Origin of the sequence: Serratia sp. CY43202, assembly GCF_052168755.1 — a bacterium.
Lineage (GTDB): Bacteria > Pseudomonadota > Gammaproteobacteria > Enterobacterales > Enterobacteriaceae > Serratia > Serratia bockelmannii.
The window spans coordinates 78,195-96,622 of record NZ_JBJNMB010000003.1; the positions used below are offsets into that span (position 1 = coordinate 78,195).

At 61.5% G+C, this 18,428-nt stretch carries 15 protein-coding genes; 6 read left to right on the forward strand and 9 right to left on the reverse strand.

The window, feature by feature from the left end; genetic code table 11:
- Positions 1-315: 315 nt before the first annotated feature.
- The 3 genes from mazG to rlmD form a co-directional block, all read right to left on the reverse strand.
- Positions 316-1,110 carry a nucleoside triphosphate pyrophosphohydrolase gene (mazG, locus tag ACJ8J5_RS06875; protein ID WP_197836119.1) on the reverse strand — a complete coding sequence of 265 codons (795 nt, stop codon included), beginning with the start codon at positions 1,108-1,110 and terminating at the stop codon, positions 316-318.
- 102 nt (positions 1,111-1,212) lie between these two features.
- Positions 1,213-3,444, reverse strand: coding sequence for a GTP diphosphokinase (gene relA, locus ACJ8J5_RS06880; protein WP_025301597.1), 2,232 nt, complete (start codon positions 3,442-3,444; stop codon positions 1,213-1,215).
- Positions 3,445-3,453: 9 nt separating this feature from the next.
- Positions 3,454-4,803 carry a 23S rRNA (uracil(1939)-C(5))-methyltransferase RlmD gene (gene rlmD, locus ACJ8J5_RS06885; protein WP_025301596.1) on the reverse strand — a complete coding sequence of 450 codons (1,350 nt, stop codon included), beginning with the start codon at positions 4,801-4,803 and terminating at the stop codon, positions 3,454-3,456.
- 66 nt (positions 4,804-4,869) lie between these two features.
- Between rlmD and barA the strand changes: the two genes are divergently transcribed.
- Positions 4,870-7,596, forward strand: a complete 2,727-nt coding sequence (gene barA, locus ACJ8J5_RS06890) for a two-component sensor histidine kinase BarA (RefSeq protein ID WP_049204768.1) — start codon at positions 4,870-4,872, stop codon at positions 7,594-7,596.
- A gap of 68 nt (positions 7,597-7,664) precedes the next feature.
- On the opposite strand, the gene degP is transcribed toward barA, so the two are convergent.
- Positions 7,665-9,104: a serine endoprotease DegP gene (gene degP / locus ACJ8J5_RS06895; RefSeq protein WP_147823051.1), complete on the reverse strand. Its 1,440-nt coding sequence runs from the start codon at positions 9,102-9,104 to the stop codon at positions 7,665-7,667.
- Positions 9,105-9,284: 180 nt separating this feature from the next.
- Positions 9,285-10,802: a dGTPase gene (gene dgt, locus ACJ8J5_RS06900; protein WP_049207270.1), complete on the reverse strand. Its 1,518-nt coding sequence runs from the start codon at positions 10,800-10,802 to the stop codon at positions 9,285-9,287.
- A 129-nt stretch (positions 10,803-10,931) separates the two neighbouring features.
- On the opposite strand from dgt, the gene mtnN reads away from it, so the two are divergent.
- From mtnN to ACJ8J5_RS06920, 4 genes are all read left to right on the forward strand, one after another.
- Entirely contained in the window at positions 10,932-11,633 is a 702-nt protein-coding gene (mtnN, locus tag ACJ8J5_RS06905) for a 5'-methylthioadenosine/S-adenosylhomocysteine nucleosidase (RefSeq protein WP_049200308.1), read from the forward strand.
- 22 nt (positions 11,634-11,655) lie between these two features.
- On the forward strand, positions 11,656-12,441 hold the full coding sequence (gene btuF, locus ACJ8J5_RS06910; RefSeq protein WP_141973024.1) for a vitamin B12 ABC transporter substrate-binding protein BtuF: 786 nt from the start codon (positions 11,656-11,658) through the stop codon (positions 12,439-12,441).
- On the forward strand, positions 12,441-13,055 hold the full coding sequence (locus tag ACJ8J5_RS06915; RefSeq protein ID WP_103101736.1) for a TRIC cation channel family protein: 615 nt from the start codon (positions 12,441-12,443) through the stop codon (positions 13,053-13,055). Before btuF ends, ACJ8J5_RS06915 begins: the two co-directional genes overlap by 1 nt.
- Positions 13,056-13,255: 200 nt before the next feature.
- Positions 13,256-13,504 carry a hypothetical protein gene (locus ACJ8J5_RS06920; RefSeq protein WP_404758854.1) on the forward strand — a complete coding sequence of 83 codons (249 nt, stop codon included), beginning with the start codon at positions 13,256-13,258 and terminating at the stop codon, positions 13,502-13,504.
- Between the two features lie 62 nt (positions 13,505-13,566).
- On the opposite strand, the gene erpA is transcribed toward ACJ8J5_RS06920, so the two are convergent.
- Positions 13,567-13,911: an iron-sulfur cluster insertion protein ErpA gene (gene erpA, locus ACJ8J5_RS06925; RefSeq protein WP_004932708.1), complete on the reverse strand. Its 345-nt coding sequence runs from the start codon at positions 13,909-13,911 to the stop codon at positions 13,567-13,569.
- Positions 13,912-14,000: 89 nt separating this feature from the next.
- Positions 14,001-15,440 carry a H(+)/Cl(-) exchange transporter ClcA gene (clcA, locus tag ACJ8J5_RS06930; protein WP_060448159.1) on the reverse strand — a complete coding sequence of 480 codons (1,440 nt, stop codon included), beginning with the start codon at positions 15,438-15,440 and terminating at the stop codon, positions 14,001-14,003.
- A gap of 174 nt (positions 15,441-15,614) precedes the next feature.
- On the opposite strand from clcA, the gene hemL reads away from it, so the two are divergent.
- Complete coding sequence (hemL, locus tag ACJ8J5_RS06935; protein ID WP_025301587.1) at positions 15,615-16,904, forward strand: glutamate-1-semialdehyde 2,1-aminomutase; 1,290 nt, start codon at positions 15,615-15,617, stop codon at positions 16,902-16,904.
- A 60-nt stretch (positions 16,905-16,964) separates the two neighbouring features.
- Here hemL and ampE read toward each other — a convergent pair whose 3' ends face one another.
- Both ampE and ampD read right to left on the reverse strand, forming a co-directional pair.
- Positions 16,965-17,819 (reverse strand): beta-lactamase regulator AmpE, encoded by an 855-nt coding sequence (ampE, locus tag ACJ8J5_RS06940; protein ID WP_025301586.1) that lies wholly within the window; start codon positions 17,817-17,819, stop codon positions 16,965-16,967.
- Positions 17,819-18,415, reverse strand: a complete 597-nt coding sequence (gene ampD, locus ACJ8J5_RS06945; protein WP_025301585.1) for a 1,6-anhydro-N-acetylmuramyl-L-alanine amidase AmpD — start codon at positions 18,413-18,415, stop codon at positions 17,819-17,821. Before ampD ends, ampE begins: the two co-directional genes overlap by 1 nt.
- Between the last annotated feature and the right edge of the window lie 13 nt (positions 18,416-18,428).

An 18,428-nucleotide genomic window follows, 5' to 3' on the forward strand; every position in this document is an offset into this window, starting at 1 on the left:
GAACCAGGACGGGAAAGTAGTATACCCGAACCTCTCCTGACCTACAAACGATCGTTTTGCTGTCCATCATCTCGGCCGCCCTCCCGTGTTCATCAGGGTTTACTCCGCCGGCGCCGCCTAAACCCTCTAGGAAATACAAAGAGTTAGCGGAGAAAATTTCTTTTTACCGCCCCTATCGAGCGATAAAACGCCTTAGATTTCAGTTTGTTGGCCTTTTGCTGCCGACGGCAGCCCTGCGCCTGTGACCTGACCGTAAGCTTAACCGTTTCAGCCTGAGTGAACCTTGTTTGCGATCAACATTGTCGTTGCAGCGATTCAACTTTCCTTGCGCTTCACCTGCTGCCAGGCGTCTTCCATCTGCTCCAGCGTGGCGTCTTCAAGCCGCAGCCCGCGTTGCTGGACGATCGCCTCCACCTCCCGGAAGCGGCGTTCGAACTTGCGGTTCGCCGCCTGCAGCGCGTTCTCGGCCTTGTGGCCCAAATGGCGCGACAGGTTCACGGTGGCGAACAGCAGATCGCCGATCTCCTCTTCCAGCTTGCGCTCATCAACCACCGCCTGGCGGGCTTCGTGCATCACTTCGTCGATCTCTTCATACACTTTGTCCAGCACCGGGCCCAGCGTGTTCCAGTCGAAGCCGACCGAGGCGCAGCGTTTTTGGATCTTTTGCGCCTTCATCAACGCCGGCAACGCCTGCGGAATGTCGTCCAGCACCGAGTGCAGCGCTTTTTCGGCGCGCTCGCCGGCCTTGAGCTGCTCCCAGCGCGCCGCCACGGCTTCGCTGTCTCCGCCCTTGGCGTCGCCGAAGATGTGCGGATGACGGCGCTCCAGCTTGTCGCTGATGGCGGTGCACACCTCATCAAAATCGAACAGCCCCTGTTCCTGCCCCATCTGGGCGTAGAACACCACCTGGAACAGCAAGTCGCCCAGTTCGTCGCGCAGATCGGCGTAGTCCTGCCGTTCGATGGCGTCCAGCACTTCGTAGGTCTCTTCCAACGTATAAGGCGCAATGGTGGCGAAGGTTTGCTTGCGGTCCCACGAGCAGCCGAGCTGCGGGTCGCGCAGCGTTTTCATGATGTTCAGCAGACGCTGCAGCGGAGTGGATTGGGTCATAAAAAATCTCTGAGAAAGAATGGGGGCGCAGGGGAGCGCCCGCAGAATTCATGGATTTCGGGCCGCATCCGCTATCGATACGGCCCGAAAGGCGATATGGGCTTAGTTGCCGTGCAAACGCTTGGCGTCTATCACGTCCGGCAGTTGGTTCAGCTTCGCCAGCACCCGGCTCAACACCTGCTGGTTGTAGATTTCGATATCCATGTCGATAGTGGCCAACTGCTTCTTGGTATCGCTGCGGCTGGCGACGCCCAGCACGTTGACCTTTTCGTTGGCCAGAATGGTGGTGATATCGCGCAGCAGCCCGCTGCGATCGTTGGCCATCACGCGCACCACCAGCGAATAACCGCTGGAGTAGCTTTCGCCCCACACCGCATCGACGATGCGCTCCGGCGCATGCGATTGCAGATCGACCAGCTGATCGCAGTCCGCACGGTGGATCGAAATACCGCGCCCCTGGGTAATAAAACCGACGATGTCGTCGCCCGGGATCGGCTGGCAGCAGCGGGCGATGTGGTGCATCAGGTTGCCCACGCCCTCCACCACCACGCGGCCGTTATCCTTGTTGCGGGTCGGCGGCGGCGCTTTCTGCTGCACCAGCTGGCGCAGCGCCTCGCGATCCTGCTCTTCGGCGCTCGGCTTGTTGAACTTGCCCTGCAGGTAATTCACCATCTGGTTCAGGCGAATGTCCCCGCCGCCGATCGCCGCCAACACCTCGTCCAGCGAGTTCATGTTGTAGCGCGGGATCAACAGCTTCTCAGCCTCTTTCAGGCTGATGCCGAGATGCTCCAGTTCGTTGTCCAGCATCTGGCGGCCGGCGAGAATGTTCTTGTCGCGATCCTGCTTGCGGAACCAGTTGTGGATCTTCGAGCGCCCGCGGCTGGTGGTCACGTAGCCCAGGTTCGGGTTCAGCCAGTCGCGGCTCGGGTTTGGCTGTTTCTGGGTGATGATCTCAATCTGATCGCCCATCTTCAGCTGATAGGTAAACGGCACGATGCGGCCGCCGATCTTGGCGCCGATGCAGCGGTGACCGACGTCGCTGTGAATGTGGTAAGCGAAATCGAGCGGCGTGGAGCCGGCCGGCAGATCCACCACGTCGCCTTTCGGGGTAAAGACATAGACCCGATCGTCGAACACCTGGCTGCGCACTTCGTCGAGCATTTCGCCGGAGTCCGCCATCTCTTCCTGCCAGGCGATGAGCTTACGCAGCCAGGCGATGCGCTCTTCGTAGCCGGAGCGCACGGTCACGCCCGCGCCCTCTTTGTACTTCCAGTGTGCGGCCACGCCCAGCTCGGCGTCTTCATGCATTTGCCGGGTGCGGATCTGAATCTCGACGGTTTTGCCGCGCGGCCCCAGCACCACGGTGTGGATCGACTGGTAGCCGTTGGGTTTCGGGTTGGCGACGTAGTCGTCGAACTCGTCCGGCAGGTGGCGGAAGTGGGTATGCACGATGCCCAACGCCGCGTAGCAATCCTGTAGACGCTCCGCCACGATGCGCACCGCGCGCACGTCGAACAGTTCGTCAAACGCCAGGTGCTTTTTCTGCATCTTGCGCCAGATGCTGTAGATGTGTTTCGGCCGGCCGTAAATCTCCACCCGAATGCCTTCTTTGGCCATCTCGGCGCGCAGCCCGGCGACGAAGTCGTCGATGAACTGTTCGCGATCGATGCGGCGCTCATGCAACAGCTTGGCGATGCGCTTGTATTCTTCCGGGTGCAGGTAGCGGAAGCAGAAATCTTCCAGCTCCCACTTCAGTTGGCCGATGCCGAGCCGGTTAGCCAACGGGGCGTAGATGTTGGAACACTCTTTCGCCGCCAGCACGCGTTCGTCTTCCGGCGCGTCTTTCACCTCGCGCAGGTGGGCGATACGTTCCGCCAGCTTGATGACCACGCAGCGGAAATCCTCCACCATCGCCAACAGCATGCGGCGCACGTTGTCGACCTGTTCGGAGGCCATCGAGTCGTTTTGGGTGGCTTTCAGTTGACGAATGGCGTCCATGTCGCGCACGCCGTGCACCAGCGCGACGATGCCATTGCCGAACGCTTCGGTCAGGGTCTCTTCCTGCACGATGCCGGCGTCCACCAGCGGGAACAGCAGCGCGGCGCGCATACTGTCGTTGTCCATGCTCAGCGTCGAGAGGATTTCCACCATCTCCAGGCCGCGCCACAGCAGCAGCGAGGCGTCGGGATGGTTTTGGGTCTGCTGCTCACAATAACGCCAGGTTGCGGCCAATCGCTCACATGACTGCGGGTTGGGTAGCCCCAAGCCGGCGATCCACTCATCGAGAGCGAACTCACCCGCCGTATTCAGATGTGCACTTCTTACCGCAACCATAACTTCTCCCTACTTTGCAGCGACCTCTGGCGCGCGCTCGTTGATAAACAGCGCCATTGATTCAAGATGCCCCGTGTGCGGAAACATATCCAACATCCGCACGCGCGCAAGACGATAACCGGCGTTCAACAGCACTTTGCTGTCGCGAGCCAGCGTGGTGGGGTTACAGGAAACATACACCACCCGCGCCGGCGCCAGTTTTACAATGTGTGACATCACCCCGGCCGCACCGGCGCGGGCGGGATCCAGCATCACCTTATCAAACCCTTGTGCTGCCCAAGGTTGCCGCTCAACGTCGTCCTCCAGATTCTCATGGAAGAACGACGCATTATTCAGCTTATTCTTATGTGCATTATATTGCCCATTCGCTACCAGCGTGGCAACACCTTCGATGCCCACCACCGCAGCGGCGCGGCGCGCCAGCGGCAGGGTGAAATTCCCCATGCCGCAGAACAGGTCCAGCACCCGATCATTGGGTTGAATGTCGAGCCATTCAAGGGCCTGCGCCACCATTTGTTGGTTTACGGCGTCATTGACCTGAATAAAGTCGCGCGGACTGAAGTCTAAGCGTAGCCCGTCAACCTGATAATACGGCGTTTCACCGCACAGTTTTTCCACGCGGTCGCTGTCCGGCGCCAGATAAACAGCGACGTTTTCCCGCTCGCCAAACGCCAACAGCGCCTGGCGATCCGCCTCTTTCAGGGCATCGAGATGGCGCAGCACCAGCAGCGGGCCGTTATCCGCCAGCACCAGCTCCACATGCCCCAGCCGCCGCACCGCCTGCAGCCCGCTCAGGCAGGCGCGCACCGGCGCCAGCAGCTGTTCCAGCTCCGGGCGCAGCACCGGGCAGTGCTCCACCGCTACCAGCTCGCTGGAGGCCGCCTGTCGAAACCCCATCATCAGGCGCTGCAACTTCGGCTGCCACGCCAGGCTCAGGCGGGCGCGGCGGCGATAACCGTATTCCGGGCCGGCGATCACCGGTTCCTGCTGCGGGGTCACCCCGGTTTCGCGGGCGATCATGCGCACCAGCGCCGCCGCCTTGCTCTGCTGCTGCAGTGCCTCATCCGCATGCTGCTGCTGGCAGCCGCCGCACACGCCGAAATGCGGACAGCGCGGTGCCACCCGCTGCGGGCTGCGGCTCAGCAGGCGCTTGAGCTTGCCTTTGGCGAACTGGCGCTTGTCTTCGGTCAGCTGGATTTCCGCCTGCTCGCCCGGCAATACGCCCGGCACGAACACCGCTTTGCCGTCGTGGCGCGCCACGCCCTGGCCGAAAGGATCGAGATCGCTCACCGTCACGGTGAAGATTTGTGAGCTCTGCCGGGTCGTCACGCGGCGTTTGGGAGAGTAGAATTGCGCCATATTTGTCGATTGTGTGCTGGTTCATTAAGCTAGTGTCAGCTGTCAATTCTCCCACATTGGAATCCCATGACCAAATACAGCCTGCGTGCGCGCATGATGATCCTGATTCTGGCCCCGACCTTGCTGATTGGTTTGCTGCTCAGCACCTTCTTCGTGGTGCACCGCTATAACGAGCTGCAGGAGCAATTGGTCGACGCCGGCGCCAGCATCATCGAGCCGCTGGCGGTGGCCAGCGAGTACGGCATGACGTTCCGCAGCCGCGAATCGGTCAGGCAGTTGGTCAGCCTGTTGCACCGCCGCCATTCGGACATCGTGCGTTCGATCACCGTGTTCGATGCGCAGAACAATTTGTTCGTCACCTCCAATTATCATCACAACTTCGCTCAGCTGCAGCTGCCGAAAGGCGTGCCGTTGCCCACCGAGCTGATGCTCACCCGACGCGGCGATTCGCTGATCCTCCGCACGCCGATCCTGTCGGAAAACCAATATCCGGATGAAACCGCTGACGGCGGCAGCCACCCCGACAACAACCTGGGCTATGTGGCGATCGAGCTGGATCTGCAGTCGGTGCGGTTGCAGCAGTATAAAGAGGTGTTCGTCTCCACCCTGCTGCTGTTGCTGTGCATGTGTATCGCCATCCTGTTTGCTTACCGGCTGATGCGCGACGTGACCGGCCCGATCCGCAACATGGTGAACACCGTCGACCGCATCCGCCGCGGCCAGCTCGACAGCCGCGTGGAGGGCTACATGCTCGGCGAGCTGCACATGCTGAAGAACGGCATCAACTCGATGGCGATGTCGCTTACCGCCTATCACGAAGAGATGCAGCAGAACATCGATCAGGCCACCTCCGACCTGCGTGAAACGCTGGAGCAAATGGAGATCCAGAACGTCGAGCTGGATTTGGCGAAAAAACGCGCGCAGGAGGCAGCGCGCATCAAGTCCGAATTCCTGGCCAACATGTCGCACGAGCTGCGTACCCCGCTCAACGGCGTGATCGGTTTTACCCGCCAGATGCTGAAAACCGATCTGAGCGCAACCCAAACCGATTATTTGCAGACCATCGAACGCTCGGCCAACAACCTGCTGACCATCATCAACGATGTGCTGGACTTCTCCAAGCTGGAGGCCGGCAAGCTGGTGCTGGAGCATATTCCGTTCGCCCTGCGCGAAACGCTGGACGAAGTGGTGGTGCTGCTGGCCCCCAGCGCCCACGACAAAGGGCTGGAGCTGACGCTGGATGTGCACAACGACGTGCCGGAGCAGGTGATCGGCGACTCGCTGCGCCTGCAGCAAATCATCACCAACTTGCTGGGGAACGCCATCAAGTTCACCGAAACTGGCAATATCGATATCCGCGTCGAGCTGCGCAAACAGCTGGATCGCCGGGTGGAAGTGGAAGTGCAGATCCACGACACCGGCATCGGCATCTCCGAACGCCAGCAGTCGCAGCTGTTCCAGGCATTCCGTCAGGCAGACGCCAGCATCTCCCGCCGCCACGGCGGCACCGGGCTAGGGTTGGTGATCACGCAAAAGCTGGTGAAGGAGATGGGCGGCGACATCTGCTTCCACAGCCAGCTGAATCGCGGCTCGACCTTCTGGTTCCACATCACGCTGGATCTGAACGAGGGCATGCTGTCGCTGGCGCCGAGCCTGCCGGATCTGAACGGCAAAACGCTGGCCTATATCGAGTCCAACCCGACGGCGGCACAGGCGACGCTCAACATGCTCAGCGTCACGCAGCTGGTGATCACCCACTCGCCGACGCTGGGCCAGCTGCCGTCAGGCCATTACGATTTCCTGCTGGCCGGCGTGCCGATCCCGTTCCGCGACAACATGGCGCAGCATCAGGACAAATTGTTGGCCTCGCTGAAGCTGGCCGATCGGGTGATTCTGGCGCTGCCGTGCCAGGCGCAGATCGACGCCGAACTGCTCAAGCAACAAGGTGCGCTTGGCTGCCTGATCAAGCCTATCACCAGCACGCGTCTGTTCCCGCTGCTGAGAATGGAGACGCCCGATCGGCTCGCCGCCCCACCTGAGCGTAAACGTCTGCCGCTGACGGTGATGGCGGTGGACGACAACCCGGCCAACCTGAAGCTGATCGGCACGCTGCTGGGCGAACAGGTGGAAAAAACGCTTCTGTGCGAGAGCGGTGAGGAAGCGCTGGCGCTGGCGCGCAACAACGTGCTGGATCTGATCCTGATGGACATTCAAATGCCGAAGATGGACGGCATTCACGCCAGCGAACTGATCCGCCAACTGCCGCACCACAACTCTACGCCGATCGTCGCCGTCACTGCCCATGCCGCCAGCGGCGAACGCGAGCATCTGCTGCAGGCCGGGATGGACGACTACCTGGCCAAGCCGATCGACGAGAAAATGCTGACCCGCGTGCTGTCGCGCTACCACAGCGGCGACGTGGAAAGCGCCGTCGCCGACGATGCCCCGCTGTCGCTCGACTGGCCGCTGGCGCTGCGCCAGGCGGCCAATAAACCGGATCTGGCGCGCGATCTGCTGCAAATGCTGCTCGATTTCCTGCCGCAGGTGCGCGAACGGGTGCAGGCGCTGCTCGAGGGGCAACACGACGACGAGATCCTCGACCTGGTCCATAAGCTGCACGGCAGCTGCAGCTACAGCGGCGTGCCGCGCCTCAAGCAGCTGTGTTTCTACCTCGAGCGGCAGCTGCGCCAGGGCATCACCAACGACGAACTGGAGCCGGAGTGGCTGGAGCTGTTGGATGAGATTGAACTGGTGATCCACGCGGCGCGCGCGCATCTGGCGCAACCGGCCTGAATCCTCAGGCCATAATGCAAAAAGGCACGCCGTAGCGTGCCTTTGTTGCTTTTAGCGCCTGACGTTTATCACTGCGCCAGCAGGTACAGTTGGCTATCGCCACGCTGAATATTCAACGCCAGCACCGACGGTTTGCTGTCGAGGATTTTACGCAGCTCGCCCAGGTTCTGGATCGGCTGTTGGTTCACGCCCAGGATCACGTCGCCCTTTTTCAGGCCGATGCGCGCGGCGGCGCTGCCGGCTTTCACGCTGTCGACCTTGACGCCTTTCACGTTGCCGACCTGGGTATTGCTCAGCTCGGCGCCTTCAATGCCGGTGTAGATATTGCCCGAGGCCACCTGGGTCTGCGCGCTTTGCTCCAGCGTGACGTCAATCGTTATCGGCTTGCCGTCGCGAATAATGCCCAGCGACATCTTGCTGCCGACCGGCAGCGTGCCGATCTCCGCCCGGAACGAGGCGAAGCTGGAGATGGCCTTGCCGTTCATGGTGACGATCACGTCGCCGGCCTTGATGCCCGCCTTCGCGGCGGAAGATTTCGGCATTACCTGGCTGACGAAGGCCCCGCGCTGCGCATCGACCTTCATCGCCTTGGCCAGCTCAGAGTTCAGCTCGGTGCCCATGATGCCCAGTTCGCCGCGTTTCACCTGGCCATACTCGACCATTTGCGCCGTCAGGTTTTTCACCATGTTGCTCGGAATAGCGAAGCCGATACCGATATTGCCGCCGTCCGGCGCCAGGATCGCGGTGTTGATGCCGATCAGCTCGCCGTTCAGGTTAACCAGCGCGCCGCCGGAGTTACCGCGGTTGATCGCCGCATCGGTCTGGATAAAGTTTTCGTAGTTTTCGATGTTCAGGCCGCTGCGCCCCAGGGCGGACACGATGCCCGAGGTGGCGGTTTCACCCAACCCGTACGGGTTGCCGATCGCCACGGTGTAATCGCCGACGCGCAGCTGATCGGAGTCCGCCATCTTGATCGCCGTCAGGTTCTTGAAGTCTTTCAGCTGGATCAACGCGATATCGGAACGCGGATCCTTGCCGATCACTTTGGCGTCGAAGCGGCGTCCGTCGCTCAGCTGCACCTGGATCTTGTTGGCGTTGTCCACCACGTGGTTATTGGTCACCACATAGCCCTTGGTGGCATCGATGACCACCCCGGCGCCCAGCGCCTGGAATTTCTGCTGCGTGCCCTGCGGCTGGCCATCCGGCCCTGGCTGTTCACCGCCCTGACACATCGGCGAGCCCTGGAACGGCGAACCGTCCTGGCAGAACGGCGAATCCTCACCGAAGAACTGTTGGAACTGCTGCGGCATGCGCGGCGTATTGACCGTGGTGCTGCCCTCAACGTTAATGCTCACGACGGAAGGCATCACCTTCTCCAGCATCGGTGCCAGGCTCGGCAGCTGTTGGGTGCTGGAAGAGGCGGTTTCAGCGGCGCTGGCCGTCGCCGGGCCCATCGCCATACCGATACTGAATGCCAGTGCGCTCAGAACTAATGCGGTTTTTTTCATCTGTGTGTCTCTTATAAAGTCGTTCAAAAAGAATGGCCGTCTTGCGTGCTTATTCAGAGTTAATTAATAGCCCGAAGTTCCGGCACAGATGATTGGCAATAGTAAACAAATATTGTCCGTCTTTACAAAACTCGAGACAGCCAACCGGTTGGAATTGCTGGCAATTATTCTTCAGCTCAATTATTCCGCCGCCATCAATCGACGATATTCATCATAGGCGTACAGGTCGGTCATTCCGCTGATATAGTCCTGCAATAAACGCGCGCGGAAATAATATTCCCGAATGCCTTGCTGCTCCGGCGATAAATGCTGCAGCCCTTCTACCGCCTCCGCATACGCTAGCCGATGCTTGGTGGACAGCTTGTGGAACAGGCGTGTTTCAATCGGATAAGCGCGATGGCTGTCCTCGCGCACCAGCTGGCTGAAGTCCGCCAGCGACATCGCCAACAGCGGGCTGTAAATGTCCAGCAGGCCGCTGATCACCCGATAGCCTTGCAGCTCGAGCTGCTCGACCTCAGGGTGGTTGAACACGTGCTTGAACGCCACATTTTTAAATATCTTCAGTAGCCGATAGGCCGGGCTGGAATCCTCCAGCAGCGCCTGATTGAAACTGCCCTGATAGACCGCGTCCAGATTGTCGATAAAGCGCTGCGCCGCATGCGGCACCAGCCGCGCCACGGTAAACACCCGCAGATACATGAAGAACTGATCTTCCGCGCTGCGCCGCGCGCCGCCGCGATCGATCTTGCGAAACGCGCTGGCGACGGTCTTGTCGAACAGATCGCCCGGCACCACCTCGCCCCACTCCTGAATCAGGTGCTGATACAGCTGCTCGACGGTGAAAATGCTCTTCTCCACCGCGTCTTCCAGATCGGCCACACAGTACGAGATATCGTCGGCGGCCTCCATAATATAGGTCAGCGGGAAACGATCGAACTCGCCCATGTGCAGCTCGCGCCGCAACCGATCGACGAAGGCCTCTTCCGCCAGATAGTAGCCGGGCTTTTTCATCAGGTAACTGTGGCTGGCAGGGATGTCGCTCGCCCAGTAGGCCGGGCGGGTGTATTTCAAAATGCAGCCGACCTGCGCGTAGGTCAGGTTGAGCTTGAGCAGGCTGTACACCATACGGATCGCCTGGGCGTTGCCCTCGAAGTGGCTGAGATCCTGACGGATCCGGCTGCGCAGCCGGTTCAGATCGCCCTCCCCTTCATGCAGGCGCAGCGTCGCCACCTGGCAGCGATCGTGGCTGCCCGGCTCGCTGCCGCAGCTGGCGGGATCGAGCCGCTGGGCGAACCAGTCGTTGATCGCCGACTCGCCGAAGTGTCCGAACGGCGGATTACCGATGTCGTGCATCAGGCAGGCCATTTCCACGATGCTTTCAAACGGATCGAGCAGCCGGGTCAAGCCGAGCTCATCAATTCTCCCCGCCTGTTTGAAGCGATTGAGGATCTCTTTGGCGATGTGGCGCCCAACCTGCTGCACCTCCATCGAGTGCGTCAGGCGGCTGCGCACCGCCGCGTTGCGTTCCAGCGGAAACACCTGGGTTTTTTGCTGCAGACGGCGAATGGCGGCCGAGTTGACGATGCGCCCGCGATCGCTCTCGAACTGCCGCACGATGTCGTACTCTTCCTCGGCCTCGATCGGTTTGCTGAAAGGCCGTTGGAAGCTGATTTTTTGCTTGAAGTCGATCCCGGACATCTGTTTCTCCGCCGTTGCGCCCTGCCCCCGTGATAACAATTCCCGGCAGCGGATGCAACGCATTATCTCTGATACACAGCCATGATAGACTATGCCGCAATTCTCACGGCCAATCAGCGAGTGTTATTTATGAAAGTAGGCATCATCGGCGCAATGGAGCAGGAAGTCACCCTGCTGCGCGATCAAATCGAAAACCGTCAAACCATCCAGCGCGCGGGCTGCGAAATCTACACCGGCCAGATCGGCGGCGTTGACGTGGCCTTGCTGAAATCCGGCATCGGCAAAGTCTCTGCGGCCATGGGCACCACCCTGCTACTGGAACACTGCAGCCCGGATCTGGTGATCAACACCGGTTCCGCCGGCGGCCTGGCCAGCACCCTGCGCGTGGGCGATATCGTGGTGTCGGAAGAAGTGCGCTACCACGACGCCGACGTCACCGCCTTCGGCTACGAGCCGGGCCAGATGGCCGGCTGCCCGGCGGCGTTCGTCGCCGACGACGCGCTGATCGCGCTGGCGGAAAGCTGCATCAAACAGCTGGATCTGCACGCGGTGCGCGGCCTGATCTGCAGCGGTGACGCCTTCATCAACGGCGCCGAGCCGCTGGCGCGCATCCGCGCCACTTTCCCGCGCGTCGCCGCCGTGGAAATGGAAGCCGCGGCGATCGCCCACGTCTGCCATCTGTTCGGCACGCCGTTCGTGGTGGTGCGCGCCATTTCCGACGTCGCCGACAGCGAGTCGCACATGAGCTTTGACGAGTTCCTGGTGGTAGCGGCCAAGCAGTCTACGCTGATGGTCAATGCCATGCTGCAAACCCTGGCCAAGCGCGGTTGATGTGAGGCTGCGCTTCACCTCGATGCTCTGTCTGTTGGCGCTCTGGCTGGCCCTGCCGGTCGGCGCCGCCCAGCGGGTGATCAGCCTGGCGCCCAACGCCACCGAACTCGCCTATGCCGCCGGCATGGGCGATGTGCTGGTGGCGGCGAGCGCCTATTCCGATTATCCGCCGCAGGCCGCCAAGCTGGAGCAGGTGGCCTCCTGGCAGGGCATCAACCTGGAGCGGGTGCTGGCGCTCAAGCCGGATCTGATCCTCGCCTGGCGCGGCGGCAATCCGCAGCGCGTGCTGGATCAGCTCGCCGCGTTCGGCATCCCGATTTTCTATGCGGACGCCGATACCCTCGAAGGGATCGCCGGTTTGCTGGACAAGCTGGCGCAATACAGCCCGCACCCGGAGCAGGCGCATCAGGCGGCGGAAGGCCTTCGCCGCCAGTTCGCCGCTCTCAAACAACAATACGCCGCTAACTCGCCACGGCGCGTGTTGCTGCAGTTCGGCACCCAGCCGCTGTTCACCAGCGCCGGCGCCACATTACAGAGCCAGGTGCTGGCGCTGTGCGGCGGGCAGAACGTCTTCGCCGACAGCCGCACCCCTTGGCCGCAGATCAGCCGCGAGCAGGTGTTGGCGCGCCAGCCGCAGGCCATCGTCATCACCGGGGGCGCGAAAGAAGCCGCCAATGTGAAAGCCTTCTGGGCCCCGCAGCTGCAGGTGCCGGTGATCGCGCTGAACGAAGACTGGTTCAACCGCGGCGGGCCGCGCATCCTGTTGGCGGCGCAGCAGCTGTGCCGCCAGCTGGCGGAGATCCGCTGATGCTGGTGTTCTGGCTGGATATTCTCGGCACCGCGGTGTTCGCCGTCTCCGGTGTATTGCTGGCCGGCAAGCTGCGCATGGATCCGTTCGGCGTGCTGGTATTGGGCGTGGTTACCGCGGTCGGCGGCGGCACCATCCGCGATATGGCACTGGCCAACGGTCCGGTATTCTGGGTCAAGGATCCCACCGATCTGGTGGTGGCGATGATCACCTGCATATTGACGCTGCTGCTGGTGCGCCAGCCGCGCCGTCTGCCGAAGTGGGTGCTGCCGGTGCTGGACGCCGTCGGGCTGGCGGTGTTCGTCGGCATCGGCGTCAACAAAGCCTTCGCGGCCGGCACCGGCCCGCTGGTGGCAATTTGCATGGGGGTGATCACCGGCGTCGGCGGCGGCATTATCCGCGACGTGCTGGCACGCGAGATCCCGATGATCCTACGCACCGAAATTTACGCCACCGCCTGCATCATCGGCGGCATCGCGCACGCCACGGCGTTTTACACCTTCCACATGCCGCTGCAACAGGCCATGATGCTGGGCATGATCATCACGCTGGCCATTCGGCTGGCGGCCATCCGCTGGCACCTCAAACTGCCCGCCTTTATTCTCGAACGCTGAGCCGTCGCCCTGCGGGGCGACGCGTGGCAACGCCGCACCGGGTGATTTATTAGACTAAAAACGGGTCCAGTGGTATTATTTTCGTCCAAAAAATAGCGTAGTGACGATGTAAAATTCTGTTATCCGCAGGTTAATCCCTTCCCCGCGCTGTTAAGACTTTTTAACTTTTTGCCGATAAGTCATCACAAGATGGCTTACGGATGACTATTCCCGCAATGATGAAAAAAATTCTGCTTGCCTGCTGTGGCGCCCTGCTGAGTGGCGCCGCGTATGCCGATGCCGTCAGCGGCCAGATCGGCGTTACCCTGACCATTGAACCACAATGCGCCGTGCGCCTCGAAGCCGTCGTCCCCCAGGCCGAATGCAGCCACGCGACGGCGCAGCCGAAGATCATCCGCAACCCACCGACGCAGCAGAACGGTGCGGAAGTGATCCTCGTGGAATGGTAATGGTAGGTATAAAAAAAACCCGCCGGCCTAAGGCGAGCGGGTTGATGTTCTGACAGGCAAACTCAGATGCTAAACGACGAACCGCAACCGCAGGTGGTTTTGGCATTCGGGTTGGTCACCACGAAGCGCGACCCTTCCAGCCCTTCGGTGTAGTCCACCGAACCGCCGACCAGATACTGCAGGCTCATCGGATCGACCACCAGCGCCACGCCCTGCTTCTCGATGGTCATGTCGCCATCGTTGACCTTGTCGTCAAAAGTGAAGCCGTACTGGAATCCGCTGCAGCCGCCGCCGGTAATGTAAACCCGCAACTTCAGGTTCGGGTTTTCTTCGTCAGCAATCAGGAACTTAACCTTGTTTGCTGCTGCCTCGGTAAATTGCAGGGGCAGTGCCGTTTGATCACTCATACTCTTTACTCCCAACATTGTTCAGCATCAGATCGCGACTATGGCTGCCTGATTAATATTAACGATTATCCGATACCTGAGTGTTGCGTTCAAGTATTCACCGCATTTGTTGTATTTTCTTTACCTGTTTTCTCCGCCGCTTCCCGTGCCAGCTGCGCCTCCTGCCTTTGCAGGGTGCGAGCCAAGATCGATGAATACAGCGGCTTGCCGCCGAGCAGCTGCGCCACTACCGTGGCGCCGAGGCAGGTGATGATCATCGGTAAAATCAGCTGGTAGTTGTCGGTCATTTCCAGCACCAGCACGATACCGGTCAACGGGGCCCGCACCGTGGCGGCGAACAGCGCCCCCATACCGGCGATGGCGAAGGTGCCCGCTTCGATGCCGTATTGCGGGAACAGATGCGCCCCCGCCAGCCCGAAGGCGGTGCCGAACAGCGTGCCCAGCGCCAGCATCGGCGCAAAGATGCCACCCGGCGCGCCGGAACCGAAGCACAGCAGCGTGGTGAAGATGCGGGTAATGAAGATAAACATCAACATGCCGACGCTGTAATTGCCCGCCGCGGCGATCGGGATCAGCCCAAAGCCGCCGCCCGCCGCCTCTGGCTGAATCAACCCCAGAATGCCACACACGCCGCCGAGCAACCCACCCATCAACAAGATATTGCGCATTCTGCCGCCGTGCAGGCGCGCGAACATGTCTTGGGTGCGGAAGATCAGCGCGTTGAACCCCACGCCCACCGCGCCGAATATCGCCCCCAGCACCAGATAGAGCCACAGGGTGTTGATGGGCGCCGAAGAAAGTTTGTCGACCGCGATCACCGAGCCCTGGCCGTTAAACAGCTGGTACACCACGCTCGACATGATAACGCCGATAAACACCGCTTTAATCGAGATCAGGTTGTAGCGAAACTGCGGCCGCATCTCTTCGATGATAAACAGAATGCCGGCCAGCGGCGCGTTGAACGCGGCGGACAGCCCGGCGGCGGCCCCGGTCGCCAGCAGCGAATGACGCGCCTCGGCGCCGCGAATGCGCAGCACGTCCAATACCATGCGCCCGACGTTGCCGCCCATTTGCACCGTGGGCCCTTCGCGCCCCAGCACCATACCCGCCCCCAGCGTGCCCATGCCGCCGATGAATTTCACCGGTATCACGCGCCACCAGCGCACCGGCCGCAGCTCCTCCAGCGCGCCTTCGATCTCCGGAATGCCCGAGCCGCCCGCCTCAGGCGCAAAGCGCCGCACCAGGTAATAGCCCAGCGCCGCCAGCGCGGCGGACAGGATAAACGCCAGCGGCCACACCAGGATCCAGGAGTCGGCGACCTGCGCCAGCGAAGCCAGCCGCTGCTGCTGCACCCACTCCACCGCTTTATCGAAGGCCACGCCAAGCAAACCAGCCAGCGTCCCCACCAGCGCGGCCATCAACAAGATCGCCACCGGCGTTTTATCGCGGCGGATAAACTGGCGCACCGCATCGCTGCGGCTAAGGCGCGGGCTCAACGTCCCGACGGGCTGTGAGTATGATTCTGTCATCGCGAATAATTCGTCAGGTAATTTGTAATACAAATAGGCAGGGCGATAATTCTACCCCAACCCGGCGGCGGGCGCTGCCGTTAATGGTATCTGACTGTGATCGTTTCATAACGCGGCGCTCTCCTCTAGAATAGCGCGGTCAAATCATTCAAAAGAGAATCCAGGAGCCGATTTATGAGCCTACACAGCAAGTCCGAAAGTCTGTACGCCCAGGCGCAACAGTTGATCCCCGGCGGGGTAAACTCTCCGGTGCGTGCATTCACCGGCGTAGGCGGTGTGCCGCTGTTTATCGAGCGCGCAGACGGGGCTTACCTGTTCGATGCCGACGGCAAGGCCTATATCGACTATGTCGGTTCCTGGGGGCCGATGGTGCTGGGGCATAACCACCCGGCGATCCGCGACGCGGTGATCGAAGCGGCGCAGCGCGGCCTGAGCTTCGGCGCGCCGACCGAGATGGAAGTCAAAATGGCGCAGCTGGTCACCGAGCTGGTGCCGACGATGGATATGGTGCGCATGGTGAACTCGGGCACCGAAGCCACCATGAGCGCCATCCGCCTGGCGCGCGGCTACACCAACCGCGATAAAATCATCAAGTTCGAAGGCTGCTACCACGGCCACGCCGACTGCCTGCTGGTGAAAGCCGGCTCCGGCGCGCTGACCCTCGGCCAGCCGAACTCACCGGGCGTGCCGGCCGACTTCGCCAAACACACTCTGACCTGCACCTATAACGATCTGGATTCGGTGCGCGCCGCCTTCGAACAGTACCCGTCAGAGATCGCCTGTATCATCGTCGAGCCGGTCGCCGGCAACATGAACTGCGTGCCGCCGCTGCCGGAATTCCTGCCGGGCCTGCGCGCCCTGTGCGACAAGTACGGCGCGCTCTTGATCATCGACGAAGTGATGACCGGCTTCCGCGTGGCTCTGGCCGGCGCGCAGTCCTATTACGGCGTTGAGCCGGATCTGACCTGCCTCGGCAAAATCATCGGCGGGGGTATGCCGGTGGGCGCCTTCGGCGGCCGTCGCGATGTGATGGAGGCGCTGGCGCCGACCGGTCCGGTCTACCAGGCGGGCACCCTGTCCGGCAACCCGATCGCCATGGCGGCGGGCTACGCTTGCCTGACCGAAGTGTCGCAGGTTGGCGTGCACCAGACGCTGACCGAACTGACCGAGATGCTGGCCGCAGGCCTGCTGCATGCGGCGCAGGAAGAGAATATCCCGTTGGTGGTCAACAACGTCGGCGGCATGTTCGGCCTGTTCTTCACCGACGCGCCGGCGGTCACCTGCTACCAGGACGTGATGCAGTGCGACGTGGAACGCTTCAAGCGCTTCTTCCACCTGATGTTGGAAGAAGGGGTGTATCTGGCACCGTCCGCCTTCGAAGCGGGCTTCATGTCCGTGGCGCACAGCAAGGAAGACATCCAGCGCACCATCGACGCCGCGCGTCGCTGCTTCGCCAAGCTGTAATCCCGGCCGGATGGCCAAAAAAATGGGCGCCTCGGCGCCCGTTTTGTTTTTCGCTGCGGTTTACAGCAGCGTGCCGTAAATGGTCAACAGCGCCACCACCACCACGATGATCATCGTCACCTTGCGCGCCAGCGTCACCGCCGCGCGCGGCGTTTGCACCGGATCCATATGCGGATCGCGCGCCAGCGAGAACTGCGCCAGCCGCGTCAACACCTGATACGACGACGAATGCCGATCCCCCAGCGAGGCGAACCAGGCCGGCAGCGCCCGCTCGCCGTGGCCAAATAGCGCATAGGCCACCCCGGCCAAACGCACCGGGATCCAGTCCAGCCAGTTCAGCAGGTGATCGATGCCCGACTGCGAACGCTCCAGCGGCGTATTGTGGCGCGCCAGCCAGGTTTGATAGGCGCGCAGGAAGGCATATCCCGCCAGCGCGATCGGCCCGTACGGCCCAAAGACCACGAACCAGAACAGCGGCGCCAGGTAATAGCGGAAGTTGATCCACAGCAGCGCGTTTTGCAGCTCGCGCAGACGCAGCTCTTCACTGCAGTCCACCGGCAAACCGTGGATCAACGCCAGCTCTTCCGCCATCTGATCGCTGGCATGGGTATCCCCCTGCCGCGCCGCTTTCAGGTAGGCGCGGTAGTGTTTGCGCTTGATGCCGGCGCCGACGCACAGCAGATCGATGACGATCCACAGCAGCAGCGTCACCACGCCAAAGAATAACCCGTGCGACAACCACAGAACGCCCCAGACGACAACCATCCAGGCGGCGGTCATCGCCAGCGTCTGCGCCAGCGAAACCCGATGCAGCCGCTGAAATACCACTTCGAGGCGATGATCCAGCTGCCAGTGTTCCCCCAGCTTGAACAGGCGCTCCCAGGCCAAAACCAGCAACAGCGTAAACAGCGTCATTAGCGATTCCTCTCCCTTTTTCTTGTCTCAAGCATAGCGTCGGCAGGCGCGCCGCGTTGTTCCAGAGATGCCAGATAGCGATCCCAATCGAACGCCGGCCCGGGATCGGTTTTGCGGCCGGGGGCGATATCGCAATGCCCGGCGATATGCGCCGCCAACGGCGGATAATGTTCGGCCAGCAGCGCGGTGACCGCCTGCAGCGTGCGATATTGCGCCTCGGTGTAGGCTAACTGGTCGGTGCCTTCCAGCTCGATGCCGATGGAGAAATCGTTGCACCGTTCGCGCCCCTGATACAGAGAAACGCCCGCGTGCCACGCGCGCTGGTCGAAGGGCACATACTGCACGATCTCCCCATCGCGGCGGATCAGGCAGTGCGCAGACACTCGCAGCTGATGGATCTCGGCGAAATAAGGGTGCTGCGCGGGATCGAGCGTGCCGGTGAACAGCTGGTCGATATAGGGGCCACCGAATTCGCCGGGCGGCAGGCTGATGTTATGGATGACCAGCAGCGAGGGCGGCTCGTCATCCGGGCGACGATCGCAGTGCGGCGAAACCACTCGCGTCACCCCGACAATCCAGCCATTTTCCAACTGCATCAGACACCTCTCT